We start from the raw sequence: 25,734 nt of genomic DNA, 5'->3' as shown, positions 1-25,734 counted from the left end.
CCGGAACGCCGCGGGTCCGCCCGGTCGATGTGAGGGCTCGCCCGTGTGTCCTACTCCCACCTCAAGGCCCGCCTGTGCCCGGCCGTCGGGGGCGCGTGGTTTCATTGACCCGTGGCTCAGTCTGAACGCGTCCTCGACCTGTCCGGCGTCACCGTGCGACGCGGCGGCAACCAGCTCCTCGACGGCGTCGACTGGCAAGTCGACGCCGACCAGCGGTGGGTCGTCCTCGGCCCCAACGGTGCGGGGAAGACGACGCTGCTCAACCTAGCGGCAGCCCGCAACCACCCCACCTCCGGCGTCGTCCAGATCCTCGGCGAGCGCCTCGGCCGCGTCGACGTGTTCGAGCTGCGCCCGCGCATCGGCCTCACCACGACGCAGGTCGCCGACGCGATCCCGCGCGACGAGAAGGCGTTCGACGTGGTCCGCACCGCCGCCTGGGGCATGATGGGCCGCTGGCGCGAGGAGTACGACCCGCAGGACGACGAGCGCGCCGCCTCGCTCATGCGCTGGCTCGGCGTCGCCCAGCTCAGCGACCGCCTGTTCGGGACGCTGTCGGAGGGCGAGCGCAAGCGCGTCCTCATCGCCCGTGCGCTCATGACCGACCCCGAGCTGCTCCTCCTCGACGAACCCGCCGCCGGACTCGACCTCGGCGCCCGTGAAGCGCTCGTCGCCACGCTCGCGGGACTCGCCCGCGACGAGGCCGCCCCCGCGCTCGTCCTCGTCACCCACCACGTCGAGGAGATCCCCCCGGGCTTCACCCACGCCCTGGTCCTCTCCAACGGCGGCGTCATTGCGGCGGGCCCGATCGCCGAGGCCCTCACCTCCGAGACCCTCTCCAAAGCCTTCGGTCTCCCCCTGACCCTCACCGCCAACGGCAACCGCTTCACCGCCACCGCCGCCTAATTCACGCCCTCACGGGAATCCGGCCGGTCTCGTCCTGTCGGACCCCCGTGCCAGGGTTTTGACCGGGGGCCCGCGGTTCGCCGGTCCTCGGCTCCGCCCCTGCCCGCCGACCGTTCTCACACGCGCAGCGTTCGCCGCCACGCACCCGGCTCGGCTACGCTGAGCCGGTGAGATTCCGGTGGTGGCGTGCGACGGTCCTGACGGCCGTCGCCGTTTTGGCGCTCGTGTACCTCGCCGGACTGACCCGCCTCGGCGAAGCCGAAGCGGAGCAGCTCCACGCGGTGCCCGTGCTCGCCGCCGACCCCACCGCCGAGCTCGCCGCCATGCGCACGAGCGCACCCGTCGGCGGCGACGACCCGCAGGCCGCGCTCGACGCCGCGCTCGCCGACCCCGCGACCGCCGCCGAGCTCGTCGCGGCCGTCCCCACCGCCGACTCCGGCGAACTCGGCGCCGCGCTCGCCGCCCTCTACGACGCGGGCGGCGGCCTCGACCCGCTCGAAGTGAACGACTTCTTCACCGGCCTCGGCGAGGAGCAGACCGCGTGGCTCGCGGTCCTCTACCCCTCCGCGATCGCCGAGATGCCCGGCGCGCCCTTCCACGCCCGCATGGCCGCCAACCAGATCGTCCTCGAAGCGACCACCGCCGCCTCCACCGCGTACGCCAGCCCCGACCGCCCCTGGACCGGCGACGCCGAGCGCCCGCCCCGCGAGGAGCTCCAGCGCCTCATCGGCTCCGGCCGCCAATTCCTCTACCTCGACCCGTACAACAACGCGGGCGACGGCTCCTGGATCGAGGTCGTCGGCGACCTCGACACCGCCGCGAACGTCGCGGTCCTCGTCCCCGGCGGCTCCGCGGTCCTCTCCAGCGAGAACTTCGACCTCTACTACCACCGCGCGAAGTCCTTCGTGGACGCCTCCGACGGGGAGCTCGCGATCGTCGTGTGGGCCGCCGCGTCCTGGCCCTCCGGGTGGGTCGAGGAGTCCTGGGCGTCCTGGTCGCAGGTCGCCGCCGAGAGCCTCGCGTCCTTCACGTTCGACCTGCGCAACCAGATCGGCGACCGCCCCCTGACCCTCATGGGCCACTCCTACGGCGGCGCCGTCATCGGCTACGCCGAGACCTACGACCTCGAAGCCGACCAGGTCCTCCACATCGCCTCCGCGGGCATGGGCAACGACGTGTACAGCCCCGAGGACTACACCGAGCCGTGCCGCACCCGCTACTCCATCACCGCGCCCGGCGACCCGATCTCCTACGTGCAGGGCATGCCGTACGTCCCGCTCCTGGGCCACGGCGCCGACCCCGACGACTTCCCCGGCGTGAAGACCCTCGCCACCGGCAGCCTCTCCGACGCCCCCGGCGCGGTCGACGACTACGGCCGGAGCCTCGCCGAGCAGGGCATCGCCGGGAAGACCATCGAAGGCGTCCACTCCCACTCCGAGGTCTTCTACCCCGAAGGAGACGCCTGGAACAACATCCTCCAGGTCCTCCTCGGCGGCGACCCGCAGCTCTCCGACGAGCAGCCCGTGCCGAACGACGCCTGCTCCTAGGGCGCCGGAGCGCGAGACGCGGAAACGGGCGCGGCCGCCGGCCGCGCCCGTTCCCCACTTCCGTCTTCTAGTCGCGTTCGAGCAGCAGCCCCAGGTGCTTCTTCACGACCGGCAGCACCTCGTCCACGGTCACGTCCCGGCCCAGCTCCCGCGAGAGGCTCGTGACGTCCGCGTCGGTGATCGCGCACGGCGCGATCCGGTCCCAGTAGCTCATGTCCGGGTTGCAGTTGAGCGCGAAGCCGTGCATCGTCGTCGCCCAGCGGACCCGCACGCCGATCGCGCAGATCTTCCGCTCCGGGCCGCGCTCGTCCTCCGGCAGCCACACGCCCGTGCGGTCCCGCAGGCGCCCGCGCGCCGACGACACGCCCATCTCGTGGCACACCGCCGAGATCATGTCCTCGACCCGGCGCACGTAGCCGACCACGTCGACCTTGTTGCGCATCTTCATGATCGGGTACCCGACGATCTGGCCCGGCCCGTGCCAGGTGATCTGGCCGCCGCGGTCGGTCGTGACCACGGGCGTCCCGTCCTGCGGCAGCGCCCACGTCTCGGTGCGCCGCCCCGCCGTGTACACGCTCGGGTGCTGGAGCAGCAGCACGGTGTCGCCGATCTCGTCGTCGATCCGCCGCTGCTGGAGCTCCTTCTGGTAGTCCCACGCCTCCTGGTAGTCCATGAGGCCGCGCTGCTCCACCGTGATGCCTTCAACGGTGCTGATCGTGCTGGTCCCGGCGGTGTCGACGCCGTCGGCTCCCACTGATGCGGTCATCATCCGACCCTAGTCCTCCGCGCGCCCCGGCGGCCAGCTTCAGCCGCGTGCGTCACGGTTGTTCCAGGCGTGCGTCGTGCCCGTTATGGGCAGGTCCTCGTTTATGATGCCGTTACTTAATTGCCGACTAGTTGCGGCCCACGGCCGCCCCGGTGACCCGGCGTGAGCTGTCACACTACTATTCCTAAGGTATTTAAAGCCCAATCCGCTCGCCCCGCGCCAGTCGAGGGTTCCACACGACCACAGGGATACGAATGGAAGCAACGCCGAAGGCTCCGATGGTCTCCATCGAAGGAGTGAACAAGCACTTCGGAAACCTCCACGCGCTCAAGGACATCGACCTGACCGTGGACGACGGCGAGGTCGTGGTCCTCATCGGACCCTCCGGTTCCGGCAAGTCCACGCTGTGCCGGACCATCAACCGCCTCGAAACCGTCGACGCCGGCTCGATCACCGTGAACGGCAAGCCCCTCCCCGCCGAGGGCCGCGCGCTCGCCAACCTGCGCGCCGACGTCGGCATGGTGTTCCAGCACTTCAACCTCTTCGCGCACCTCACGGTCCTCCAGAACATCACCCTCGGGCCGATCAAGGTGCGCCGCACGCCGAAGGCCAAGGCCGAGGAGCGCGCCCGCCAGCTCCTGGAGCGGGTGGGCCTGGCCGACAAGGCCGACTCCTTCCCCTCGCAGCTCTCCGGCGGCCAGCAGCAGCGCGTGGCCATCGCCCGCGGCCTGGCCATGGACCCCAAGCTCATGATGTTCGACGAGCCGACCTCCGCGCTCGACCCCGAGATGATCAACGAGGTCCTCGACGTCATGCAGGACCTCGCCCGCGAGGGCATGACCATGGTCGTGGTGACCCACGAGATGGGCTTCGCCCGCCGCGCCGCCAACCGCGTCGTGTTCATGGCCGACGGCCAGATCGTGGAGGTCGCGCCGCCCGACGAGTTCTTCGACGACCCGAAGACCGCTCGGGCGCAGGACTTCCTCGCCAAGGTCATGTCCCACTGAGCCGCACCCGAACACCACACTGTCAGCCCCACCCATAAGGAAGGAAACAGCCATGCGCGCATTCCGCAAGGCCGCCGCCGCGATTGCGGCCGCCGGCCTGCTGTCCCTGGCCGCCTGCTCCGGCGAGGCCAGCCAGGACGCCGAGGAGCAGGAGTCCCTGGAGGAGTCAGTCGGCTCGTACTCCCTGGAGCAGGCCGCGGAGATCCCCGCCGGCTACATCCAGGACATCCAGGACAAGGGCGTGCTCACCGTCGGCGTCAAGTTCGACCAGCCGCTCATCGGCCAGAAGAACACCGCCACCGGCAAGATCGAGGGCTTCGACGCAGAGATGGCGCGCCTCCTCGCCACCTACATCTTCGGCGAGGTCGTCGAAGAGGGCGACGACGCGAACCTGGTCTTCGTCGAGACCACCTCGCAGAACCGCGAGACGTACATCAACGACGGCACCGTCGACGCGGTCATCGCCTCGTACTCCATGTACCCCGACCGCCTGACCCAGTTCGAGTTCGCCGGCCCGTACTTCCAGACCGGCCAGAACGTCATGGTCGCCGCCGACAACACGGACATCAACTCGGTGGCCGACCTCGCCGGCAAGAACGTGTGCATCGCCGAGGGCTCCGGCTCGATCGCGAACCTGGAGGCCGAGAACCCCGACGCCGTCATCACGCCGCTCGCCGACTACGCCGCCTGCGCCGAGGCCCTGGAGAACGGCCAGACCGACGCCGTCAGCACCGACGAGACCATCCTCTACGGCTTCACCGTCGACAAGCCCGACGCCTTCCGCGTCCTCGACTCGTCGAACATCTTCACCGACGAGCCCTACGGTGTGGCCATGCCGCTCGGCGAGACCGACGCGCGCAGCTTCGTCAACGACATGATCGACGAGATCCTGGCCAACGGCGACTGGCAGAAGGCGTTCGACCTGACCTTCGGCGCCGCCGGCATGCCGGTCCCGGACCCGCTGCCGGCCCCGAACCGGTACTAGGTCCCTTCGCAACCGTTCGGTGAGGCGGCGGCGGCCGCGCAGTCGGCCGCCGCCGCCCGCCTTATGGAGGAGTCCGCTTGTTCGACAATTTCGACCTGATGATCGAGGCCCTCGGTGCCGGTATGTGGACCACCGTGTGGGTCACCCTCACCAGCTACGCCATCGCGCTCGTCATCGGCATGGTCCTCGTGGTCATGCACGTCAGCCCCGCCTTCCCCGCCCGCTGGGCCGCCAACGCCTACACGCAGCTGTTCCGCAACGTGCCGCTGCTCGCCGTCCTGTTCATCATGTACTTCGGCCTGCCCAAGGTCGGCATCGTGGCGGACAACTGGGTCTGGGCCCTGCTCGGCCTCGGCATGTACACCGGCGCGTTCGTCGGCGAGACCATGCGCTCGGGCATCAACTCGATCCCGCTCGGCCAGGCCGAGGCCGCCCGCTCGCTGGGGCTCACCTTCGGGCAGTCCCTGAGCTCGGTGATCCTGCCGCAGTCCGTGCGCGCGGTCATCCCGCCGCTCGGCTCGCTCCTGATCGCCCTGGTCAAGAACAGCGCGCTGGTGCTCGCCATCGGCGTCCCCGAACTCACCGCCCGGTCGCGGCGGCTCATCGAGGACACCCAGAGCCGCTTCGACCTCTGGGGGGTCATCATCTGCGTGACGGTCGGCTACCTGCTGATCGCCTTCGTCCTCAGCTACCTCGTGCGGATCGCTGAGAAGCGCACCGCTTTCGTCCGGTGAGAGGGGCCGAATCGTGAACAGCAAGAACGAGACCACCGTCCTGTTCGACGCGCTCGGCCCCAAGGGGCGGCGCAACGCGAACATCGCCGCGATCGCCTCGGCGGTCGTCATCCTCGGCGTGCTCGGCTGGGTCGCCTACGTGCTCTACGGCGAGGGCTTCTTCGAGTCCTCCCGCTGGGTCAACCCGCTCGACGCGCTCGTGGTGGAGACCACCTGGATCCCGGCGATCGTCAACACGCTCGTGGCGTTCGCCCTGGGCTCGCTGGTCGCCCTCGTGCTCGGTGTCTTCATCGGCTTCGGCCGGATCTCCCGGTTCCTGCCGACGCGCGCGGCCTCCACGGTCTACGTGCAGTTCTTCCGGTCGCTGCCGCTGGTGCTCCTGATCTGGGTCTCCTTCACCATCGACGGGCACTTCGGGTTCACCACCGACACGCTCGGATGGAGCGGCGAGGCCCGGCGCCTGACCTTCCTGGTCCTGGGCCTCGGCATCTACAACGCCGCGATCCTCGCCGAGATCCTCCGCGCCGGCGTCAACGCACTGCCCCCGGGCCAGGCGATGGCGGGCCAGGCGATCGGCCTGCGCCACGGGCAGGTGCAGCGCCTCATCGTGCTGCCCCAGGTGCTGCGGAACATGCTCCCGGCGGTCCTCGCGCAGCTGGTGATCCTCCTCAAGGACACCTCGCTGGGCTACGTGATCACCTACCCCGAGCTGCTGCACTCGGCGAACATCATCGGCCGCGACTACAGCAACTCCTTCCTCCAGGCGCTCATCATCGCGGCGCTCATCTACTTCGCGATGGCGTACGCGCTCTCGAAGATGGTGGTCTTCGCCGAGCGACGCATGCGCAAGAAGACCGCGGCCCCCAAGGCCGCCGCGCAGCTGGAATCGGTGGTCGCCGGCGGCACCGCCGGCACCGTCGTCTGACACCCCGTACGAACGACCTGAGAGGGCCCCGTCTGCTCCGGCAGGCGGGGCCCTTCCGTATGAGCGACAGTCGTTTTCGCGGCCTGCTAGGCTCCCTCTTGAAATCAACAACCATTTTCAATTGGTGGGGGACCGGAACGATGAAACTCGCCTTCGTCGGCAAGGGCGGCTCGGGCAAGACCACGATGGCCTCGCTGTTCGCGCGGCGCGCCGCCGCGCTGGGCCACCCGGTGATGGCCATTGACGCCGACATCAACCAGCACCTGGCCGCGGCGCTCGGACTCGACGCCGAGGCCGCCGCGATGGGCCCGGTGCTGGGGGAGCACCTGGCCGACATCAAGGACTACCTGCGCGGGACCAACCCGCTCGTGCCCTCGGCCGACCTCATGCTCAAGACCACGCCGCCGGGGCCCGGCTCGCGCCTGGTCACCGTGCGCGAGTCGAACCCGCTGTTCGACGAGCTGTTCACCGCGCACGACGGCATCCGCTTCGCCGCCACCGGCGGCTTCGTCGAGGACGACCTCGGCGTGTCCTGCTACCACTCGAAGGTCGGCGCGGTCGAGCTGCTGCTCAACCACCTCGTGGACCGCACCGACGAGTTCGTCGTGGTCGACATGGTCGCGGGCGCCGAGGCCTTCGCCTCGGGAATGTTCACCCGCTTCGACCACACGTTCCTGGTGTGCGAGCCGACGCTGCGCTCCGTGGGCGTCTACAAGCAGTACCTGGGCTACGCCGAGGACTACGATGTGCGGATCTCGGTGATCGGCAACAAGATCGACGATCGGGAAGATGTGGCGTTCCTGCGCGAGCACGTCGGGGACGCGCTCCTGGGCTGGTGCGCGCGCTCGAAGTACGTCAAGGCCGCCGAGCGCGGCAGTGTCGGCCCTGTCGCCGACCTCGAACCGGAGAACCTCGCCGTCGTGGACGCCGCGCGCGAGCGGGCCGCGGCCGCGGGCAAGGACTGGGCGAAGTTCACCCGCCAGGCCCACGAGTTCCACCGCAAGGCCGCCCTCGCCTGGGGCAACGACCGCGCCGGAGTGGACCTCGCCGACCAGATCGTCCCGGACTTCGTCCTCGGCGAGCACCTCCTGAACGCGCCCGTCCACTAGGGCCGCCCTTGGCCGCGCCCGGGCCCCTTCTGGACGCCCGGGGGCGCCGGACCCGTCTGCGTCGAGTACCCGACAGCGGAAGGGCACGTGCGACAGCACAATGAACCGATTCCGAACCGAGAGGAGTACGCATGTCCCTTGACGTCTCTGAAGACCTGCTCAGCAAGGCCGAAGCGGGGGAGGTGACCGACGCGGAGTTCCTGGACTGCATCAAGCAGTCCCTGCCGTTCGCGTGGGACCTCTTCGCGAAGGTCGCCGACGACCTGAAGAACGGGGTCGTCTCGTCCTCCGGGTCGACCCAGTTCGCGGACAACACCACGCCGCCGCCGGACGAGCAGGCCCGCGGCCAGCTCCTGCGGGCCCTCGCCTCGGACTCGATGCGGGCCGCGCTGGAGCGCCACCACGGCGTCAAGTTCGCCTTCCAGAACTGCCACCGCATCGCGGCGTTCCCGGTCTCCGAGGTCGACTCGGACACCTACCGCAAGTTCACCTCGCCGCGCGGGCAGCTGCTCAACCAGTCGCCCGAGCTGAAGGACTGCTAGCGGCGCACCGCCGACGACGTACCGCACCACCGAAGGGCCGCAAGGACAACGGCGTCCGGGCGGCCCTTCGGGCTACGCGGCCCCGCCCTCGGGTCCGTCCTCGGGCTGCGGGCCGTAGTGCCCGGGGCGCCGCGTGATGAGGAAGTCCCGCACCAGCTCCTCGCCCTGCTTCACCAGGGGCCGCAGGATCTTCAGCCGCGACAGCGCCACGACGCGGGCGGCCAGCGGCGCGGTGCGCCGCGCCAGCTCCTTCGACTTCTCCTGGCCGGGGGAGTTGTCGTACACCCAGTGCAGGACCACCACCATCTGGTGCAGCCACAGCATCTCGGGGAGAATGTCGGCCATGTCCTTGGGCACCTTGGTCTTCGAGCCCTCCAGGACCTCCCGGTAGAGCGCGATGTCCCGGTCGCGGCTCTCGCCGGAGTCCTCCGAGAACGGGCTCAGCGGGCTCGACGGGTCGGCCGCGTTGCGGAAGAACTGGCCCGCGAACGCGTGGTAGGGCCCGGCGATGTCGAGCCACGCCAAGAGCGCCGCCTCGATCCGCTCCGCGAGCGTCTCCTTGCCCTCCAGCATCGTCGGCGTCAGCTCGGCGTGCCGGTTCGTGGCCTGCTCGTAGAAGCCCTGGATCAGGTGCTCCTTGGACTTGAAGTAGTAGTACGCGTTCCCCACGGAAACCCCGGCCTCGGCCGCGATCGCCCGCATCGTCGTCTTGTCGTAGCCGCGCTCGGCGAACATGTCGAGGGCGGTGTCGATGATGCGCTGCCGCGTCCGCTCGCCCTTGCTGGAGGGGCGGGCGGACGCGTCGGCCTGATCGGGTTCGGAAGCAGAGGCGCTCACAAAGGCGATCCTACTTCTCGGTCAGCGGGTCATCGCTCCGGCGAGGTAGCCGTGGACTTCGTCGAGGTCGGCGTCGTCGATGCGGCCGCGGGGCTCGCTGAGAGCCACCGGGGGAAGCGAAAGGATCAGGGGGAAAGCCAAGTGGCCGCCTTTCACCGGGATGCTCGCGGCCATGTCAGGCGTGGCGAGCAGCGGGGCGACGAGCACTCGGTTCATGGCGGTGTTGAACAGGTCGGAGCTGAGGACCACGACCGGCCCCATCTGGTCGTTGTCGAGCCGGTCGCGGATCTCTCCCGGCCGCATCAGCCGTTGTCCCCGTAGATGACTCGGTCGACATCCGCCTGGTACTTCGCCATGTACTCGGGGTCGTAGTGGGGCCCGGTGCCGTCCGGGCCCGCGAACTTGGCGAGGCTGGCGGCGTACGCAGCCTTCTCAAGTGCGGGGCGCGCGAACGAGGCGAGGGTCGTCCCGTCCCGCTCGGCGGCGTCCTTCAACTGCTTGTACGCATGATCTGAGACATTCACCGTGATCGTTTTCATGAGTGCAACCATATCAGGAATCGTATGTTCCGGCCCCGAATCGCGCGGAGCGCGACACGCCCGTGCCTGTAGTCTTCTTTGCGTGACTGTTGCGGTGCGTGTGATCCCCTGCCTGGACGTGGACGCGGGGCGGGTCGTCAAGGGCGTCAACTTCGAGAACCTGCGCGACGCGGGCGACCCGGTCGAGCTGGCTGCCGCCTACGACGCGGCCGGGGCCGACGAGCTGACGTTCCTCGACGTGACCGCGTCCTCCGACGACCGCGGCACGATGATGGACGTCGTCGCGCGCACCGCCGAGCAGGTCTTCATCCCGCTCACCGTCGGCGGCGGGGTCCGCACCCCCGACGACGTCGACCGGCTCCTGCGCGCGGGCGCCGACAAGGTCGGCGTCAACACCGCGGCCATCGCCCGGCCCGAGGTCATCGCCGAGATCGCCGACCGCTTCGGGAACCAGGTGCTCGTGCTCTCGGCGGACGTCGCCTCCGGCGCGGACACGGATTCGGGCTGGGAGGTCACCACGCACGGCGGGCGGCGGCGCACCGGCATCGACGCGGTCGAGTGGTGCGCGCGGGCCGCGGGGCTCGGCGCGGGGGAGATCCTCCTCAACTCGATCGACGCCGACGGCACCAAGGCCGGGTTCGACCTGCCGCTCATCGCGGCCGTCCGCGCCGCGGTCGACGTGCCCCTCATCGCCTCCGGCGGCGCGGGCGCCGCCGCCCACTTCCCGCCCGCGGTCGCCGCGGGCGCCGACGCGGTCCTCGCCGCCTCGATCTTCCACTTCGGCGACGTCGCCATCGGCGAGGTCAAGCAGGAGCTGAAGGCCGCCGGGCACCCGGTGCGATAGGCCACGACTCCGGTAGGGGTTGGCGACTGTCGGACGCGCGAGGCATCATTGCCACCGGACGCTTGCCGCCCGGCTAGCGACCGCCTCGCAACACCACGCTGGCGCACCCACCTGACCGGAGACCCAATGACGCTGCCCACCGGCGCCGCCACCGCACCCGACGACCTAGCCGCCGGCGCGGACGAGCGCATCCTCGCCCGCGGCCTCAAGAACATCGGCGACATGATCCGGCTCGCCCCCAAGCCCTTCGCCGTCGGCGCGGCCGGGGCCATGATCAACACCGGCATGACCCTCCTGCTGTCCTACGTCGTGGGCTGGGTCGTCGCCGGGATCGCCGTCCCCGCCTACGAGAACGGCGAAGTCGCCCTCGGCACCGTCCTCCTCGGCGTCGCCGCGCTCCTCGGCACCTCCATCGTCCGCTTCTCCTCCATGTGCGCCAGGCGCATCGGCGCGGGCGTCATGCAGTTCGGCGTCCAGGCCATCTGGCGCCGCCAGATCACCCGCCGCTACCTCGCCCTCCCCGTCTCCTGGCACCAGAAGCACCCCACCGGCACGCTCCTGTCCAACGCGAACGCCGACGTCGAGGCCGCCACCCGCCCCCTCGCGCCCCTCCCCTTCGCGTGCGGCACCCTCTTCATGGTCGTCATCGCGATGATCGCGTTCTTCACCATCGACTGGGCCGTCGCGCTCGTCGCCCTCGGCATGTTCCCCGCCCTGTTCGCCCTCAACGCCGTCTTCGCCACCAAGATGGCCCCCCGCGCCAAGCGCGCCCAGGAGCTGCGCGCCGAAGTCTCCGCGGTCGGCCACGAGTCCTTCGACGGCGCCCTCGTCGTCAAGGCCATGGGTCGCGAAGCCGCCGAGACCGAGCGCTTCAGCGGCTCCGCCACCGAGCTGCGCGACGCCATGATCGGCGTCGGGCGCCTGCGCGCCGCCTTCGAGCCCGCCATCTCCGGGCTCCCCGAGATCGCCGTGCTCATCGCGCTCCTCGTCGGCCTCGCCCGCTTCGAAGCCGGCGCGATCGACCTCGAACAGCTCGTCACGGTCTCCTTCATGTTCTCCGTGCTCGCCTTCCCCGTCCGCGCCATCGGCTGGGTCCTCGGCGACCTCCCCGGGTCCGTCGTCGGCCGCGCCCGCGTCGACCACGTCCTCTCCGCCACCGGCGACATGGCCTACGGCGACAAGGAGCTCCCCGAGTCCGGCGCCCCCGCCCGGCTCGAACTCGACGCCGTCGCCTACGCCTACCCCGACGGCCACGAAGCGCTTCGCGAAGTCACCTTCACCGTCGAGCCCGGCACCACCGTCGCCCTCGTCGGCGCCACCGGCTCCGGCAAGTCCACCCTCGCCCACCTCGCCGCCCGCCTCGTCGACCCCACCCGCGGGACCGTCCGCGTCGACGGCGAGGACCTCCGCGGCCTCACCCACGCGAGCCTCGCCCGCACCACCGCGCTCGTCCAGCAGATCCCCTTCGTCTTCGACGACACGATCCGCGCCAACATCGGCCTCGGCCGCCCCGGCCTCGACACCGGGCCCGACGCCGACGAGCGCCTCTGGGCCGCCCTCGCCGCCGCCGGGGCCGAGAAGTTCATCGCGAACCTCGACGACGGCCTCGACACCGAGGTCGGCGAGCGCGGCACCAGCCTCTCCGGCGGCCAGCGCCAGCGCCTCACCCTCGCCCGCGCCCTCGCCGGCGAGCCGCGCCTGCTCGTCCTCGACGACGCCACCAGCGCCGTCGACCCGAAGGTCGAGTCGCAGATCCTCGCCGGGCTCAAGGACTCCGCCGAGGCCGTCAGCGTCCTCGTCGTCGCCTACCGGCGCGCGACCATCGCGCTCGCCGACGAGGTCGTCTTCCTCGAAGGCGGCCGCATCACCGCCCGCGGCCCGCACGCCGAGCTGCTGCGCACCCACCAGCCCTACGCCGACCTCGTCACCGCCTACGAGCGGGCCGAGGCCGAACGCGAATTCGATGAGGAGAGTGCGGCGTGACCGCCGAGGACCAGACCCAGACCGGCCCGTGGGAGACCGTCAAGCGCGGCCTCCAGCTCTCCCCCGAGCTGCGGCGCGGCATCGGCTTCACCGTGTTCCTCGCCGCCGTCACCGCGCTCGGGCGCCTCGTCGTGCCCGTGGGCGCGCAGAAGATCCTCGACGAGGGCCTCCTCGGCTCCGGCGGGCCCGACCTGCCGTACGTGTTCGCCGTCGCCGCCCTCGGCACCGCCGCGCTCCTGGTGACCACCGCCGCGAACTACGTCATGAACCGGCGCCTGTTCGTCGTCTCCGAGCACGCGCTCGCCGCCTTGCGGCGCAAGACGTTCCGGCACATCCACGACCTGTCGATGCTGCACCAGCAGTCCGAGCGCCGCGGCGCGCTCACCGCGCGGGTGACGACCGACATCGACCAGATCAGCCAGTTCCTCCAGCAGGGCGGCATGGTCCTGGTGACCTCGACGGCGCAGATCATCGTCGCCACCGTGGTCATGGTGTTCTACTCGTGGCAGCTCGCGATCGCCGTGTGGATCGTGTTCATCCCCGTCACGTGGCTCATCAAGTGGCTCCAGAAGCACCTCGCGTCGGCGTACACGAGCGTGCGGCGCTCGGTGTCGAAGATGCTGTCGGCCGTGGCCGAGTCGGTGGTCGGCGCGGGCACGGTGCGCGCGTACGGGGTCGGGGCGCGCACGAGCGAGCGCCTCGACGAGTCGATCGAGGAGCACCGGCGCGACCAGACCCGCGCGATCAGCCGCTCCGCCCTCTCCTTCGGCGCGGGCGAGCTCGTGTACCTCGGCGTCAACGCGGTCGTGGTGGTCCTCGGCGCGTTCCTCGTCGCGGGCGGGCAGATGACCGTCGGGGAGCTGACGGCGTTCCTGTTCCTGGTCGTGCTGTTCACGCAGCCGGTGGTCATCGGCACCGAGACGCTCAACGAGGCGCAGAACGCGGTCTCGGGCTGGCGGCGGGTCCTCGACATCATCGACACCGAGCCCGACGTGGCCGACCCGGTCGACGGCGTCGCGCTTCCCGAAGGGCCCCTCGGGGTCCGCTTCGAGGGCGTGCGGTTCGCGTACCCGGGCGGCGCGGAGGTCCTGCACGGCATCGACGTGGAGATCCGCGCGCATTCGAAGGTCGCGGTGGTCGGCGAGACCGGCTCGGGCAAGACCACGTTCGCGAAGCTCCTGACGCGGCTCATGGACCCGACCTCCGGGCGGGTCCTCCTCGGCGGCGCGGATCTGACGGGCGTCACGTTCGCGTCCCTGCGCGGCCGGGTGACGATGGTCCCGCAGGAGGGCTTCCTGTTCAACGGCACGCTCGCCCGCAACGTGCGCTTCGCCCGCCCCGAGCTCACCGACGCGGAGATCTACGTGGCGTTCGCCGAACTCGGGCTCACCGAGTGGGTCGAGACGCTCCCCGCGGGCCTCGACACCGAGCTGGGCGAGGGCGGCGCGAACCTCTCGGTGGGGGAGCGCCAGCTCGTGTCCCTGGTGCGCGCGTACGTGACCGACCCTGACCTGCTCGTCCTCGACGAGGCCACGAGCGCGGTCGACCCGGCGACGGAGCTGCGCCTCTCGGCGGCCCTCGACGCCGTCACCCGCGGCCGCACCACCGTCATCATCGCCCACCGCCTCTCGACCGCCGAGACCTCCGACGAGGTCCTCGTCTTCGACGCCGGAAACCTCGTCCAGCACGGCCCCCACGCCGAGCTCGCCGCCGAGGCCGGCTCGGTCTACGCGGGACTCCACGGCTCGTGGGTGGAGCAGACCCGCTCCAACTGACGCACGGCGCACTGCGGGCCCGCTCGGAAACCGAGCGGGCCCGCATTCATCTCAAGGGCGCCGTCGCGTCAGGCGGCGCGGCCGAGGCGGCCGCGCGGCATCCGCCAGTTCCGCGCGAGCGTGGACTCCCGCAGGTTCCGGGCCTCCCCGAAGTAGTCGCAGAACTTCATCACCAGCGGGTCCCACGCGAGCGGGTCCACGTACGCGGTGCCCGGCACCAGCAGCGATTCATCCACATGGGACCGCAGGATCTCGGCCTCGAAGGCCGAGCAGCCCTTCCCGAACGGGTGGACCGCGGTGATCCGGCATTCGAGCTGGATCGGGCACTCCGCGACCCGCGGCGCCCCGACCAGCTCGCCCGCCTGCGCGGTGAGCCCGGCCGCCCCGAACTTGTCGGCCTCGAACCGGTACCCCTTGGCGGCCTTCGCCTCCGGGACCGGGTCGGTCGCGGTCAGGTCCGCCAGCCGGTCCACCGCGTCCGCGAGTCCGCTCGGCACCAGGTTGATCGTGCACTCCCGCACCGCCCGCATGTTCCTTGCGGTCTGCGACCGGTCGCCCATCCCGAGCATCGCGGACTGCCCCAGCCACCACGCCGACGACATCGGCGCGACGTTCGGCCGCCCCTCCTCGTCCCGGGTGCCCAGGAGCACCACGGCGCTCCCGTAGTAGTGGACCTTCAACGGCGTGTTCACATGCATGCCCCAATGGAACCCGCCCCGACGGACCCCTGCTGGCCGGAAAACGACGCGGCGTCAGTCGACGGTGAGGACGATCTTGCCGGTCGTGCGGCCGGTCTGGAGCGACTCGTGGGCCTTGGCGACCTCCTCCAGGGAGTAGGTCTCGGAAACGGTGGGGCGGAGCTTGCCCTCGTTGACGAGGGCCGAGAGGGCGCGCATGCCGCTCCAGTCGGGTTCCACCAGGACGAAGCCGGTGTTGAGGCGGGCCCGCTCGGAGTCGGGCAGGTCGCCGGGGATCACGGACATGAGGTGGCCGCCGTCCTTGAGGACCGAGGCGGACTTCGCGGCGTACTCGCCGCCGATCGGGTCCACGACGATGTCGATGTCGGACAAGGTCTCGGCGAAATCGACCGCGCGATAGTCAATCGCTTCATCGATCCCGATCGAGCGCAGGAACCCGTGCTTCGCCTCGCTCGCCGTGCCGATCACGTACGCGCCGCGGGCCTTCGCGATCTGCACCGCGAGGTGGCCGACGCCGCCCGCGGCGGCGTGGACCAGGACGCGCTGGCCTTCGCGCACGCCCGCGTTGTCGACGAGCGCCTGGTACGCCGTGAGGCCCGTGAGCGGGACCGCCGCGGCCTCCACGTGCGTCAGCGACTCGGGCTTGAAGTCGAAGTGGCGGGCCGGGGCGGTCACGTACTGCCCGTAGCCGCCCGCCTGGTGCGGGAAGCGCGGCATCCCGTAGACCTCGTCGCCGGGCGCGTACAGCCGCACGCCCGCGCCGACGGCCTCCACGGTCCCGGAGACGTCCCATCCGAGGATGAACGGCGGCTTCAGGCCGGTGAGGCCGCCGGATTCGCGGGACTTCCAGTCGGTCGGGTTGACGCCCGCCGCATGGACTCGCACGAGGACCTCGGTGGGGCCCGGTTCGGGGCGCTCGACCTCGGCGAGGTGCAGCACCTCGGGTCCGCCCAGTTCGTCCTGGACCACCGCTCGCATTACCGCCATGTTCGGTTCCTCTCCATCGGTGTACGCGTCCCATTCTGTGCCGCAAGGCGATCGCCGGAAAGTGGCCCGAGGGCCATGATGTGAAACAATCGGGCCATGACAGCTGCGCACCGCGTCGCGGTCCTCGCGCTCGACCACGTGATGGCGTTCGAGCTCGGCGTCCCCGACCGGATCTTCAAGGCCGCGGTCCGCGACGACCTCACGCACCGCTACGACGTGCGGGTCTGCTCCCTCGACGGCGGCCCCGTCAGGGCCTCCGGCGGGTTCACGGTCACAGTGGACCACGGCCCGGAGGCGCTCGCGTGGGCCGACACGGTCGTGGTCGCCACGATCCAGCCCGACGGGCCCGTGTGCGACGTGCGCGAGCTCCCCGAGGGCCTCGCCGAGGCGTTCGCGACGATCCGGCCCGAGGCGCGCATCGTCTCGTTCTGCTCGGCGGCGTTCGTGCTCGCCGAGCTCGGCCTTCTCGACGGGAAGACCGCGACCACGCACTGGGTCCTCACCGACCGGTTGCAGCGCCGCTTCCCGAAGATCCGCGTCGACCCCGACGTGCTGTTCGTCGACGAAGGCCGCATCCTCACCTCCGCCGGGGCGGGCGCGGCCGTCGACCTGTGCCTGCACCTGGTGCGCCTCGACTACGGCGCGCGCGTGGCGAACGCGGTCGCCCGCCGCTGCGTGGTCCCGCCGTGGCGCGAGGGCGGGCAGGCGCAGTTCATCGAGCGGCCCGTCCCCGAGGAGCGGGACGCGGGCACGGCCGGGGCCCGGGCGTGGGCGCTCGCCCACCTGGACCGGCCCATCGGCATCGACGACCTCGCCGCGCAGGCCGCGATGAGCCGCCGCTCGTTCACGCGCCGGTTCCGCGACGAGACCGGCGAGAGCCCGCTGCACTGGCTCAACCGCCAGCGCGTCGAGCACGCCCGGCACCTCCTGGAGGCCACCGACCTGACGGTGGACCAGATCGCGCGGCGCTCGGGGCTGGGCACGGGCGTGTCGCTGCGCCAGCACCTGCGCGCCGTCCTCGGCGTCTCGCCCTCGGCCTACCGCCGCACGTTCCGGGAGAACGCCGCTACGGGATGAGCAGGAGCTTCGCGGTGGTCTTGCGGGCCTGGAGCAGCTCGTGCGCCTCGGGGGCCTCTTCGAGGCGGAAGGTCTCGCCGACGCGGACGAGAAGGTTGTCGTCCTCGATCATCTGGAAGACGTCGGCGGCGCGGGCGAGGTACTCCTCGTGGGTGCGCGTGAAGTCGCCGAGGGTCGGGCGGGTGAGGACGAGCGACCCGCCTTTGTGGAGACGCTGCGGGTCGACGGGCGGGACGGGGCCGCTGGCCTGGCCGAACAGGGCCATGACGCCGCGGGGCCGGAGCGCTTCGAGGCCCTCGTCGAAGGTGGTCTTGCCGACGCCGTCGTAGACGGCGGCGACGCCCTCGCCGCCGGTGAGCTCGCGGGCCTTGGCGCCGAAGCCCTCGTAGCGCAGCACGTGGTCGGTGCCGTTCTGGCGGGCCAGTTCGGCCTTCGCGTCGGTGGAGACGGTGCCGATGACCTTGCCGCCCTTGTACTTCACCATCTGCGTCAGGAGCAGGCCGACGCCGCCCGCGGCGGCGTGGACGATGACCGTGTCGCCCTCCTGCACGTCGTAGACGCTGTTGCACAGGTAGTGCGCGGTGAGGCCCTGGAGCATGACGGCCGCGGCGGTCTCGACCGCCACTTTCTCCGGGACGGGCACGAACTCGTTCGCGTCGGCGACGACGAGGTCGGCGTAGGACCCGGGGACGCTCTTCCAGGCGACCTCGTCGCCGACGGCGAAGCCGGTGACGCCCTCGCCGAGCGCGGCGACGTAGCCGCCGCCTTCGAGGCCCGGCGTGAACGGCAGCGGCAGCCCGTAGGCGCCGGTGCGGTGGTACACGTCGATGAAGTTGACGCCGGCCGCGGCGACCCTGACGGCGATCTGGCCGGGCCGCGGGCCCGGGTCCTCGCCGTCCAGGACCGTCATCACGCCCGGCCCGCCGGTCCGCTCGACCACGATCGCCTTCATGAGGTTTCCTTCCGCCGCAGGTTCTCCAATAACTTAGCGGCTCCCTGTCCTATTCCTCCGGTCCGGTCCGGCGTCCGCCGACCCCGTACTTCATGCGGGCGCGGCCCCACGGGTTCTTCGCGGCGGTGCGGGTGTCGACCTCCTCGCCGACGATGCGGCGGATCGCGTCGCGGAAGCCCTTCTGGCGCATGTGGTGGCGCAGGACGTTCGCGGCCGGGTCGGTCGTCAGCTCCTTCATGAGCGAGACGCACAGCGCGAGCATGACGATCGCGAACGGCAGCGCCACGATGATCGTCGCGTTCTTGAGCCCCTCCAGGCCGCCCGAGAGGAGCAGCACGGCCGCGACCGCGCCGATCGTGGAGCCCCAGAACACGACGAGCGGCTTCTTCGGCGCGAGCGAGCCGCGGCTCGACAGCGACCCGAGGACGAGCGACGCCGAGTCGGCGCCGGTCACGAAGTAGATCGCGACGAGGACCATCGACAGGCCCGACATGAGGCTGTACAGCGGCAGGGAGTCGAGGAGCGCGAACAGCGCGTACTCCTCGCCCTTGCCGAGCGAGTCGCTGTAGTCGGTCCCGTTGCCCTGCTTCCACAGCGCGGTGCCGCCGAGGATCGCGAACCACACCGTCGAGGCGGTCGAGGGGATGAGCAGCACCCCGACGATGAACTGGCGGATCGTGCGGCCCCGCGAGATGCGCGCGATGAAGGTGCCGACGAACGGCGCCCACGACAGCCACCACGCCCAGTAGAAGATCGTCCACGCGGCCATCCAGTCCGCGCCGCCGAACGCGCCGGTGACGCTGGAGAGGTTCGTCAGGCTCGCCAGGTACCCGCCGACCGCGTTCGGCCACGCGTCGAGGATGAACAGGGTCGGGCCCGCGAAGAACACGAACACGATGAGGAACAGCGCCATGACCATGTTCGTCGTCGACAGCCACTTGACGCCGCGGTGCACGCCCGAGAACGCCGAGGCGACGAACGCCGCCGTCAGCGCCACGATCACGATGATCTCCAGGAACTTCGAGTCCTCCACGCCCGCGACGATCCCCAGCCCCACCGCGACCTGGAGCGCGCCCAGGCCCAGGCTCGCGGCGGTCCCGAACACGGTCGCGAACACCGCGAGGAGGTCCACGGTGCGGCCCACTGCCGGGCCCCACCGCCTGCCGCCCGTCAGCGGCTCGAACGCGTCGCTCATGTTGTTGCCGCGGCCCTTGCGGAACGTCGAGTAGCCCAGCGCCAGCCCGGCCACGGCGTAGATCGCCCACGGGTGCAGGCCCCAGTGGAAGAACGAGTAGACCAGCGCGCCCTCTTGGAGCTGGTCGGTGTAGAACGGGTTGTCGGGGTTGAGCTGGAGCGGCGGCGGCGGGTCCACGTAGTGCGACAGCGGCTCGGCCACGCCGTAGAACATGAGGCCGATGCCCATCCCGGCGGCGAACATCATGGAGATCCACGGGAGCGTCCCGAACTCGGGCTCCTCGTCGGAGGACGCCGCGAGCTTGATGTTCCCGTACCGGCTCGCCGCGATGTAGATCGCCAGCACCACGAAGATGTTCGCGGCGATGATGAACAGCCACCCGAAGTTCGAGATGACCCAGTTCAGCGCCGCCGTCGAGCCGTCCTCGAACTGCTTCGGGAAGACCGCGCCGACCACGATCACCGCGAGCGTCACGATCGCGCCCGTCCAGAACACCGGCTTGTCCACCGGGAGCGTCGCCTGCCGCTCCTCGTCCTCGATCGGGCGCTCCGGCGGCGGCGCCTCCTCCGGCTCGACGTGCTCGGGATCGGTCGGCGTGTCGCTCGCGGACATGGCGCGCTCCTCTCGGATCGGACGGGGACTCAAGCCACCATAAGGGACCAATCAGTCCGATCCGGCCGAATCGCCTGCGCCGGGGGTTCAGTCCCGCCGGTACACCAGCAGCGCCACCGACCCGAGCGGCCGCGCCTCCACCAGTCGCAGCGGCCGCGCCGGGGACTGCGGGAAATGCGCCGGGTACGTGAACCGCGCCGCCCCCCGCTCGCCGAGCAGGAACGGCGCCACCGCCACGTGCAGCTCGTCCACCACGTCCGCCGACAGGAACGCCGTGTGCACCGTCCCTCCGCCCTCCACCAGCAGCCGCGCCACCCCGCGCGAGGCGAGGTCCGCGAGCGCCGCGCGCAGGTCCACCTCCCGGTCCCCGGTCGCCACCGCCTCGGCCGCCTCCGGGCCCACCGCGAACACCGCGGCCCCCGCCGCCGACGTGTACACCACCACCGGGTCCCCGGCCGCGAACAGCCGCGCCCCCGGGTCCAGCTCCCCCGAAGGCGAGAACACGACCCGCAGCGGCGACTCCCGCCGCCCCGCCGCGGCCCGCGCCGCCCGCCGCTGCGGCGAGCGCACCAGCAGCCGCGGGTCGTCCGCGCGCACCGTCCCGGCCCCGACCGCGATCGCGTCCACCTCCGCGCGCACCGCGTCGACCCGGTCGAAGTCCTCGGCGTTCGACAGGATGAGCCGCTCGGGCGAGTCGTCGTCGAGGAACCCGTCGAGGCTCACGGCGGCCGAAAGGATGACATACGGGCGCTCCATGCCCCCGAGAATCCCACGATTCACTCCCCGACGGGCCCGGGTGGCACCGCGCGCCGCGGTGCGATCACAATCGATAACCGTGGAAGGTCGAGAAGCGGCCCTGGAGGGCCTGGCGTTCAACGCCGAGGGGCTCGTGCCCGCGATCGCGCAGCAGCACGACACGGGCGAAGTCCTCATGCTCGCGTGGATGGACGCGGAGGCGCTGCGGCGCACCCTCGCCACCGGCAAGGCCACGTACTGGTCGCGCAGCCGCGGCGAGTACTGGGTCAAGGGCGAGACCTCCGGGCACCACCAGGCGGTCCTCTCCGTCGCCGCCGACTGCGACGGCGACACGGTCCTCCTCCAGGTCGACCAGACCGGCCCGGCCTGCCACACCGGCACCCGCACCTGCTTCACCGGGAGGGAGATCGCATGAGCGACGCGCCCGAGACCCCCGAGGCCGAGACCCCTGACGCGCCCGACCGCGCCGCCGAGCGCACCCGCGTGATCCTCGCCGGCATCGTCGCCGCCGCCCTCGGGGCCCTCGCCGCCTCCCGCGGCTGGACCTCCACCGCCGACACCGGGCACGCCGGGATCACCGCCACCACCGTCCAGTCCGGGACCGATCTCGCCTCGTGGGCGCTGCCGTGCGCGCTCGCGGGCGGCGCCGCGTTCCTCGCGATGCTCGCCACCGGGAACCGCGCCCGCCGCGTCCTCGGCGCCGTCGCCGCGCTCGCCGGGCTCGCCGCCGCGCTCGGCGGCATCCTGCACCTGACGTCCGGCGCGTGGCCGATCACGCTCGCCGCCGCGGCCCTGGCCCTCGCCGCCGCGGGCGCGTGGACCACCGCCCGGGCGGGCGGCTGGCCCGCGACCGACCGGTACGAGACCGCCGGGGACGGCTCCGGAGACCAGGCCATAGCAGAGGACCCCGTGTCGCTGTGGAACGCCCTCGACTCGGGCCGGGACCCCTCGTCGCCTAATATCACGGCATCGGCGCCGCAGAAAGGACCGCGTAGATGAACGTGCTGGAGCAGATCATCACCGAAGTCCGCGCCGATCTCGAACGGCGCGAGGCCGAGACCCCCATCGAGGCGATCCGCGAGCGCGCCGAGGCCGCGCGGGCCCCGCTCGACGGGTACGCGGCCCTCAAGACCGGCGGCGTGAGCGTCATCGCCGAAGTGAAGCGGGCCTCGCCCTCGAAGGGCGCGCTCGCCGACATCCCCGACCCGGCCGTCCTGGCCGCCGAGTACGCCGCGGGCGGCGCCTCGGTCATCTCCGTGCTCACCGAGCAGTCCTACTTCAAGGGCAGCCTCGACGACCTCGACGCGGTGCGCGCGAAGGTCCAGATCCCGGTGCTGCGCAAGGACTTCGTGGTCTCCCCCTACCAGGTCCTGGAGGCCCGCGCGCACGGCGCGGACCTGGTCCTGCTCATCGTGGCCGCACTCGACCAGGACACGCTCGTGTCCCTGCACGAGCGGATCACCGGGCTCGGCATGACCGCGCTCGTCGAGGTCCACACCGAGTACGAGGCCGACCGGGCGATGCGCGCGGGCGCCAAAGTCATTGGCGTGAACGCGCGCGACCTGACTACGCTCGAAGTGGACCGCTCGGTGTTCGAGCGGATCGCGCCGGGCCTGCCCCGGGACGTCGTGAAGGTCGCCGAGTCCGGCGTCCGCGGCACCCGGGACCTCATCCGCTACGCGAGCGCCGGCGCCGACGCCGTGCTCGTCGGCGAGGGGGTCGTCAAGCAGAAGAGCCCGCGCGACGCCGTCCGCGAGCTGGTCACCGCCGGCTCGCACCCGGCGACGCCCAGACCCATCTAGTAAGCGAAGGGGAGAACCTTGCCCAATCCAGATCCCGGCGGCCACTGGGGCGAATTCGGCGGGCGGTTCGTCCCCGAAGCGCTCATCGCCGCGCTCGACGAGCTCGAAGCGGCCCACGCCTCCGCGATGGCCGACCCCGCGTTCCTCGCGGAACTCGACAGGCTCGGCCGCGAGTACGGCAACCTGCCGTCCCCGCTGTACCTCGCCGAGCGGCTCTCCGAAGAGGCGGGCGTGGAGGTCTGGCTCAAGCGCGAGGACCTCAACCACACCGGCGCGCACAAGATCCGCAACGTGCTCGGCCAGGCGCTCCTGACCAAGCGCATGGGCAAGACCCGGATCATCGCCGAGACCGGCGCGGGCCAGCACGGCGTCGCCTCCGCGACCGCCGCCGCCTACTTCGGCCTCGAATGCACCGTGTACATGGGGGAGGAGGACACCCGCCGCCAGGCCCTGAACGTGGCCCGGATGCGGCTCCTCGGCGCGGAGGTCGTGCCCGTCACGACCGGGTCGCGGACCCTCAAGGACGCCATGAACGAGGCCCTGCGCGAATGGGTCGCCACCGTCGACGGCACCCACTACCTGATCGGCTCGGTCGGCGGCCCGCACCCGTTCCCGATGCTCGTGCGCGACTACTGCCGCGGCATCGGCGACGAGGCCCGCGCCCAGTTCCTGGAGCGCACCGGGGCCCTTCCCGACGTCGTCGCCGCGTGCGTCGGCGGCGGCTCGAACGCGATGGGGATCTTCACCGCGTTCCTCGACGACGATGTGAAGCTGTACGGCTTCGAGGCCGGCGGCGACGGCTACGACACCGGCCGCCACGCCGCGACGATCACCGCCGGGCAGATCGGCGTCCTCCACGGCGCCCGCACGTTCGTCCTCCAGAACGAGGACGGCCAGACCATCGAGTCGCACTCGATCTCCGCGGGCCTCGACTACCCGGGCGTCGGCCCCGAGCACGCGCACCTGGCCGCCACGGGCCGCGCGCACTACGAGCCCGTCGACGACGCCGAGGCCATGGCCGCCTTGGAGAAGCTCGCCCGCACCGAGGGCATCATCTGCGCGATCGAGTCCGCGCACGGCCTCGCCGGGGCGCTGCGCCTCGCGAAGGGCCTGGAGCCGGGCGCCCGCGTCCTGGTGAACCTCTCGGGCCGCGGCGACAAGGACATGGGCAACGTCGTCGAGTACTACGGCTACGACGGTGCCTCTCAAGAGCAGGGAGCACAGTAGATGCGCGCCGCCGAAGCGTTCGCGAAGTCGAAGGCCGAGGGCCGCGCCGCGCTCGTCGGCTACCTCCCGGCCGGGTTCCCGACCCTCGCCGACTCCATCAAGGCCGTCGAGATCATGATCGACCACGGCGCCGACATCATCGAGCTGGGCCTGCCCTACTCCGACCCGGTCATGGACGGCCCCGCGATCCAGCGGGCCGCCGACCAGGCGCTCGCGCAGGGCTTCCGCACCAGGCAGGTCTTCGAGGTCACCGAGGCCGTCTCCGGGCGCGTCCCGATCCTCGTCATGACCTACTGGAACCTCGTGGAGCGCTACGGGGTCGACCGGTTCGCGCGCGACTTCAAGGCCGCGGGCGGGGCCGGGCTCATCACGCCCGACCTCATCCCCGACGAGGCCCAGGAGTGGATCGCCGCGTCCGACGAGCACGACCTCGACCGGGTCTTCCTCGTCGCGCCCTCCTCCACCGAGGAGCGCATCGCGTCCACGGTGGAGGCCTGCCGCGGCTTCGTGTACGCGCAGTCGGTCATGGGCGTCACCGGCGCCCGCGCCGCGACCTCCGCTGCCGCACCGGAGCTGGTGCGCCGCACCCGCGCCCACACCGACCTGCCGATCGGCGTGGGCCTCGGGGTCCGCTCGGGCGACCAGGCCGCCGAGATCGCGTCCTACGGGGACGCCGTCATCGTCGGCTCCGCGATCGTCAACTGCTACCTCGACGCCGACGACATCCCCGCAGGCCACCAGCGCCTCGCGGACCTCACCGCGGACCTCGCCGAAGGCGTCCGCCGCTAGACCCGACCGGCCCCGCAGGCACCCGCCTGCGGGGCCGCTCTATGCCCGCGTCCGGCTCCGCCGCCCTCACCCGTTAGGTTTATGCCCGTGGACCTTGCTTCTATCCCGAGCCCGTCCGAGTCGGTCTGGCACCTCGGCCCCGTCCCCATCCGGGCCTACGCGCTCTGCCTCATCGCGGGCATCGTCGTCGCCTGCTGGATCGCCGAGGCGCGCATGCGCCGCCGCGGCGCCCCCGAGTGGGCCGTCCTCGACCTCGCCGTGTGGGCGGTGCCGTTCGGCATCGTCGGCGGCCGCCTCTACCACGTCTTCACCAGCCCCGACGCCTACTTCGGGCCCGAAGGCGACCCGTGGAAGATCCTCGCGGTCTGGGAGGGCGGCCTCGGCATCCCCGGCGCGATCCTCCTCGGCGGCGTCGGCGTGTGGCTCGGCTGCCGCCAGCTCAAGCTCCCGTTCACCATGGTCGCCGACGCCATCATCGTCGGCATCCCCGTCGCCCAGGCGATCGGCCGCCTCGGCAACTGGTTCAACCAGGAGCTGTACGGCAGGCCCCTCGACGCCTGGTGGGCCGTGCAGATCGACCTGAGCCACCGCGTCGACGGGTACGAGAACTACTCGACGTTCCACCCCACGTTCCTCTACGAACTCCTCTGGAACCTCGGCGTGGCCCTCGTCGTGTGGCTCGCCGACCGCCGCTTCAAGTTCGGCGCCGGGCGCGCCGTCGCCCTCTACGTCGCCCTCTACGGCATCGGCCGCTTCTGGATCGAGGGCCTGCGCATCGACCCCGCCGAAGCCATGTTCGGGCTGCGCCTGAACCAGTGGATGAGCATCATCGTGGTCGTCGCCGCCGTCGCCTACCTGCTCATCGCCCGCGGCACCCGCCAGGTCTTCGTCTACGAAGGCGCCGAGCGCATCGCCGTCGCCTGGAACTCCGAGGCCGCGAAGGAGGCCGGGTACGTCGACGGCGCCCTCCCCAAGGGCGTCCTGCTCGCCCCGCCCGCCGGCGCCGACGACGCCGGGACCCCCGAAGCCGACGAAACCGAGGACACTCGACCCGAGGAGGACGGCGTCGCCGACGAGCCGTCCGACGAACCCCAGGCCGAAGCGGGCAAGACCCGCGACGACGGCTGACCGACACCGCTTCCC

The 25,734-nt window shown here is 71.4% G+C and carries 27 protein-coding genes; 18 read left to right on the top strand and 9 right to left on the bottom strand.

Annotated features, from left to right (window positions below; all coding sequences use genetic code 11):
- Positions 1–111: 111 nt before the first annotated feature.
- Positions 112–903: an ABC transporter ATP-binding protein gene (locus tag WA640_RS00765; protein WP_106362299.1), complete on the top strand. Its 792-nt coding sequence runs from the start codon at positions 112–114 to the stop codon at positions 901–903.
- Positions 904–1,070: 167 nt separating this feature from the next.
- Complete coding sequence (locus WA640_RS00760; RefSeq protein WP_335985632.1) at positions 1,071–2,450, top strand: alpha/beta hydrolase; 1,380 nt, start codon at positions 1,071–1,073, stop codon at positions 2,448–2,450.
- A 67-nt stretch (positions 2,451–2,517) separates the two neighbouring features.
- Here WA640_RS00760 and lipB read toward each other — a convergent pair whose 3' ends face one another.
- Positions 2,518–3,216, bottom strand: a complete 699-nt coding sequence (gene lipB / locus WA640_RS00755; protein WP_335985631.1) for a lipoyl(octanoyl) transferase LipB — start codon at positions 3,214–3,216, stop codon at positions 2,518–2,520.
- A gap of 254 nt (positions 3,217–3,470) precedes the next feature.
- Between lipB and WA640_RS00750 the strand changes: the two genes are divergently transcribed.
- The 6 genes from WA640_RS00750 (at position 3,471) to WA640_RS00725 (ending at position 8,518) form a co-directional block, all read left to right on the top strand.
- On the top strand, positions 3,471–4,223 hold the full coding sequence (locus tag WA640_RS00750) for an amino acid ABC transporter ATP-binding protein (RefSeq protein ID WP_335985630.1): 753 nt from the start codon (positions 3,471–3,473) through the stop codon (positions 4,221–4,223).
- A gap of 52 nt (positions 4,224–4,275) precedes the next feature.
- Positions 4,276–5,208 (top strand): glutamate ABC transporter substrate-binding protein, encoded by a 933-nt coding sequence (locus tag WA640_RS00745; protein ID WP_106362302.1) that lies wholly within the window; start codon positions 4,276–4,278, stop codon positions 5,206–5,208.
- A 77-nt stretch (positions 5,209–5,285) separates the two neighbouring features.
- Positions 5,286–5,942 carry an amino acid ABC transporter permease gene (locus WA640_RS00740; RefSeq protein WP_335985629.1) on the top strand — a complete coding sequence of 219 codons (657 nt, stop codon included), beginning with the start codon at positions 5,286–5,288 and terminating at the stop codon, positions 5,940–5,942.
- A 13-nt stretch (positions 5,943–5,955) separates the two neighbouring features.
- Complete coding sequence (locus tag WA640_RS00735) at positions 5,956–6,867, top strand: amino acid ABC transporter permease (RefSeq protein ID WP_335985628.1); 912 nt, start codon at positions 5,956–5,958, stop codon at positions 6,865–6,867.
- 140 nt (positions 6,868–7,007) lie between these two features.
- Positions 7,008–7,976, top strand: a complete 969-nt coding sequence (locus WA640_RS00730) for an ATP-binding protein (protein WP_335985627.1) — start codon at positions 7,008–7,010, stop codon at positions 7,974–7,976.
- A gap of 131 nt (positions 7,977–8,107) precedes the next feature.
- Entirely contained in the window at positions 8,108–8,518 is a 411-nt protein-coding gene (locus WA640_RS00725; RefSeq protein WP_106362306.1) for an SCO5389 family protein, read from the top strand.
- A gap of 72 nt (positions 8,519–8,590) precedes the next feature.
- On the opposite strand, the gene WA640_RS00720 is transcribed toward WA640_RS00725, so the two are convergent.
- Genes WA640_RS00720 through WA640_RS00710 form a run of 3 tightly spaced genes read right to left on the bottom strand, consistent with a single transcriptional unit; the run spans position 8,591 to position 9,894 of the window.
- Positions 8,591–9,355, bottom strand: coding sequence for a TetR/AcrR family transcriptional regulator (locus tag WA640_RS00720; protein WP_335985626.1), 765 nt, complete (start codon positions 9,353–9,355; stop codon positions 8,591–8,593).
- A 21-nt stretch (positions 9,356–9,376) separates the two neighbouring features.
- The gene (locus tag WA640_RS00715) at positions 9,377–9,658 is read right to left on the bottom strand and encodes a hypothetical protein (RefSeq protein ID WP_335985625.1); all 282 of its coding nucleotides are present in this window, start codon (positions 9,656–9,658) and stop codon (positions 9,377–9,379) included.
- Positions 9,658–9,894, bottom strand: a complete 237-nt coding sequence (locus WA640_RS00710; protein WP_335985624.1) for a hypothetical protein — start codon at positions 9,892–9,894, stop codon at positions 9,658–9,660. The genes WA640_RS00715 and WA640_RS00710 overlap by 1 nt, the downstream gene beginning before the upstream one ends.
- An 82-nt stretch (positions 9,895–9,976) precedes the next feature.
- On the opposite strand from WA640_RS00710, the gene hisF reads away from it, so the two are divergent.
- The 3 genes from hisF (at position 9,977) to WA640_RS00695 (ending at position 14,496) form a co-directional block, all read left to right on the top strand.
- Positions 9,977–10,738 carry an imidazole glycerol phosphate synthase subunit HisF gene (gene hisF, locus WA640_RS00705; RefSeq protein ID WP_335985623.1) on the top strand — a complete coding sequence of 254 codons (762 nt, stop codon included), beginning with the start codon at positions 9,977–9,979 and terminating at the stop codon, positions 10,736–10,738.
- A gap of 189 nt (positions 10,739–10,927) precedes the next feature.
- Positions 10,928–12,721 (top strand): ABC transporter ATP-binding protein, encoded by a 1,794-nt coding sequence (locus tag WA640_RS00700; protein ID WP_442904670.1) that lies wholly within the window; start codon positions 10,928–10,930, stop codon positions 12,719–12,721.
- Entirely contained in the window at positions 12,718–14,496 is a 1,779-nt protein-coding gene (locus WA640_RS00695; RefSeq protein WP_335985621.1) for an ABC transporter ATP-binding protein, read from the top strand. Before WA640_RS00700 ends, WA640_RS00695 begins: the two co-directional genes overlap by 4 nt.
- Before the next feature lie 68 nt (positions 14,497–14,564).
- Here WA640_RS00695 and WA640_RS00690 read toward each other — a convergent pair whose 3' ends face one another.
- Positions 14,565–15,194, bottom strand: coding sequence for a flavin reductase family protein (locus WA640_RS00690; protein ID WP_335985620.1), 630 nt, complete (start codon positions 15,192–15,194; stop codon positions 14,565–14,567).
- Between the two features lie 54 nt (positions 15,195–15,248).
- A complete protein-coding gene (locus tag WA640_RS00685; protein ID WP_442904669.1) occupies positions 15,249–16,172 on the bottom strand; it encodes an NADP-dependent oxidoreductase in 924 nt (307 codons plus the stop codon).
- 105 nt (positions 16,173–16,277) lie between these two features.
- Between WA640_RS00685 and WA640_RS00680 the strand changes: the two genes are divergently transcribed.
- Positions 16,278–17,258: a GlxA family transcriptional regulator gene (locus WA640_RS00680; protein ID WP_335985617.1), complete on the top strand. Its 981-nt coding sequence runs from the start codon at positions 16,278–16,280 to the stop codon at positions 17,256–17,258.
- Here the strand turns inward: WA640_RS00680 and WA640_RS00675 are convergent.
- The 3 genes from WA640_RS00675 to WA640_RS00665 all read right to left on the bottom strand — a co-directional run bounded on the left by WA640_RS00675 (position 17,248) and on the right by WA640_RS00665 (position 20,773).
- Entirely contained in the window at positions 17,248–18,210 is a 963-nt protein-coding gene (locus WA640_RS00675) for a quinone oxidoreductase family protein (RefSeq protein WP_335985616.1), read from the bottom strand. The two genes, WA640_RS00680 and WA640_RS00675, sit on opposite strands and share 11 nt — an antisense overlap.
- Before the next feature lie 49 nt (positions 18,211–18,259).
- Positions 18,260–20,017: a BCCT family transporter gene (locus WA640_RS00670; RefSeq protein ID WP_335985615.1), complete on the bottom strand. Its 1,758-nt coding sequence runs from the start codon at positions 20,015–20,017 to the stop codon at positions 18,260–18,262.
- A gap of 87 nt (positions 20,018–20,104) precedes the next feature.
- Complete coding sequence (locus tag WA640_RS00665) at positions 20,105–20,773, bottom strand: RibD family protein (RefSeq protein ID WP_335985614.1); 669 nt, start codon at positions 20,771–20,773, stop codon at positions 20,105–20,107.
- Between WA640_RS00665 and hisI the strand changes: the two genes are divergently transcribed.
- From hisI to lgt, 6 genes are all read left to right on the top strand, one after another.
- On the top strand, positions 20,772–21,188 hold the full coding sequence (gene hisI, locus WA640_RS00660) for a phosphoribosyl-AMP cyclohydrolase (RefSeq protein WP_106362317.1): 417 nt from the start codon (positions 20,772–20,774) through the stop codon (positions 21,186–21,188). The two genes, WA640_RS00665 and hisI, sit on opposite strands and share 2 nt — an antisense overlap.
- Positions 21,185–21,772 (top strand): Trp biosynthesis-associated membrane protein, encoded by a 588-nt coding sequence (locus WA640_RS00655; protein WP_335985613.1) that lies wholly within the window; start codon positions 21,185–21,187, stop codon positions 21,770–21,772. Before hisI ends, WA640_RS00655 begins: the two co-directional genes overlap by 4 nt.
- Positions 21,769–22,575: an indole-3-glycerol phosphate synthase TrpC gene (trpC, locus tag WA640_RS00650; protein ID WP_106362319.1), complete on the top strand. Its 807-nt coding sequence runs from the start codon at positions 21,769–21,771 to the stop codon at positions 22,573–22,575. Before WA640_RS00655 ends, trpC begins: the two co-directional genes overlap by 4 nt.
- Positions 22,576–22,593: 18 nt before the next feature.
- Positions 22,594–23,802, top strand: coding sequence for a tryptophan synthase subunit beta (gene trpB / locus WA640_RS00645; protein ID WP_335985612.1), 1,209 nt, complete (start codon positions 22,594–22,596; stop codon positions 23,800–23,802).
- The gene (trpA, locus tag WA640_RS00640; protein ID WP_106362321.1) at positions 23,803–24,591 is read left to right on the top strand and encodes a tryptophan synthase subunit alpha; all 789 of its coding nucleotides are present in this window, start codon (positions 23,803–23,805) and stop codon (positions 24,589–24,591) included.
- An 81-nt stretch (positions 24,592–24,672) separates the two neighbouring features.
- Complete coding sequence (lgt, locus tag WA640_RS00635; protein WP_442904645.1) at positions 24,673–25,719, top strand: prolipoprotein diacylglyceryl transferase; 1,047 nt, start codon at positions 24,673–24,675, stop codon at positions 25,717–25,719.
- Positions 25,720–25,734: the final 15 nt, after the last annotated feature.

This window comes from Glycomyces sp. MUSA5-2 (assembly GCF_037034145.1).
Classification (GTDB): domain Bacteria; phylum Actinomycetota; class Actinomycetes; order Mycobacteriales; family Micromonosporaceae; genus Glycomyces; species Glycomyces artemisiae.
Note: the sequence above shows the minus strand (reverse complement) of the source record. Positions and strands in the feature narration are given on the sequence as shown.

Excerpts from the sequence above, each read along its gene's own strand:
- WA640_RS00690 (WP_335985620.1), bottom strand. The coding sequence starts at position 15,194 with ATGCATGTGAACACGCCGTTGAAGGTCCACTACTACGGGAGCGCCGTG.
- trpC (WP_106362319.1), top strand. The coding sequence starts at position 21,769 with ATGAACGTGCTGGAGCAGATCATCACCGAAGTCCGCGCCGATCTCGAA.
- WA640_RS00685 (WP_442904669.1), bottom strand. The coding sequence starts at position 16,172 with ATGCGAGCGGTGGTCCAGGACGAACTGGGCGGACCCGAGGTGCTGCAC.
- WA640_RS00680 (WP_335985617.1), top strand. The coding sequence starts at position 16,278 with ATGACAGCTGCGCACCGCGTCGCGGTCCTCGCGCTCGACCACGTGATG.
- WA640_RS00725 (WP_106362306.1), top strand. The coding sequence starts at position 8,108 with ATGTCCCTTGACGTCTCTGAAGACCTGCTCAGCAAGGCCGAAGCGGGG.
- WA640_RS00665 (WP_335985614.1), bottom strand. The coding sequence starts at position 20,773 with ATGGAGCGCCCGTATGTCATCCTTTCGGCCGCCGTGAGCCTCGACGGG.
- WA640_RS00730 (WP_335985627.1), top strand. The coding sequence starts at position 7,008 with ATGAAACTCGCCTTCGTCGGCAAGGGCGGCTCGGGCAAGACCACGATG.
- WA640_RS00715 (WP_335985625.1), bottom strand. The coding sequence starts at position 9,658 with ATGCGGCCGGGAGAGATCCGCGACCGGCTCGACAACGACCAGATGGGG.
- lgt (WP_442904645.1), top strand. The coding sequence starts at position 24,673 with ATGCCCGTGGACCTTGCTTCTATCCCGAGCCCGTCCGAGTCGGTCTGG.
- WA640_RS00710 (WP_335985624.1), bottom strand. The coding sequence starts at position 9,894 with ATGAAAACGATCACGGTGAATGTCTCAGATCATGCGTACAAGCAGTTG.
- hisI (WP_106362317.1), top strand. The coding sequence starts at position 20,772 with ATGCCCCCGAGAATCCCACGATTCACTCCCCGACGGGCCCGGGTGGCA.
- WA640_RS00655 (WP_335985613.1), top strand. The coding sequence starts at position 21,185 with ATGAGCGACGCGCCCGAGACCCCCGAGGCCGAGACCCCTGACGCGCCC.
- lipB (WP_335985631.1), bottom strand. The coding sequence starts at position 3,216 with ATGACCGCATCAGTGGGAGCCGACGGCGTCGACACCGCCGGGACCAGC.
- WA640_RS00745 (WP_106362302.1), top strand. The coding sequence starts at position 4,276 with ATGCGCGCATTCCGCAAGGCCGCCGCCGCGATTGCGGCCGCCGGCCTG.
- trpA (WP_106362321.1), top strand. The coding sequence starts at position 23,803 with ATGCGCGCCGCCGAAGCGTTCGCGAAGTCGAAGGCCGAGGGCCGCGCC.
- WA640_RS00675 (WP_335985616.1), bottom strand. The coding sequence starts at position 18,210 with ATGAAGGCGATCGTGGTCGAGCGGACCGGCGGGCCGGGCGTGATGACG.
- WA640_RS00670 (WP_335985615.1), bottom strand. The coding sequence starts at position 20,017 with ATGTCCGCGAGCGACACGCCGACCGATCCCGAGCACGTCGAGCCGGAG.
- WA640_RS00750 (WP_335985630.1), top strand. The coding sequence starts at position 3,471 with ATGGAAGCAACGCCGAAGGCTCCGATGGTCTCCATCGAAGGAGTGAAC.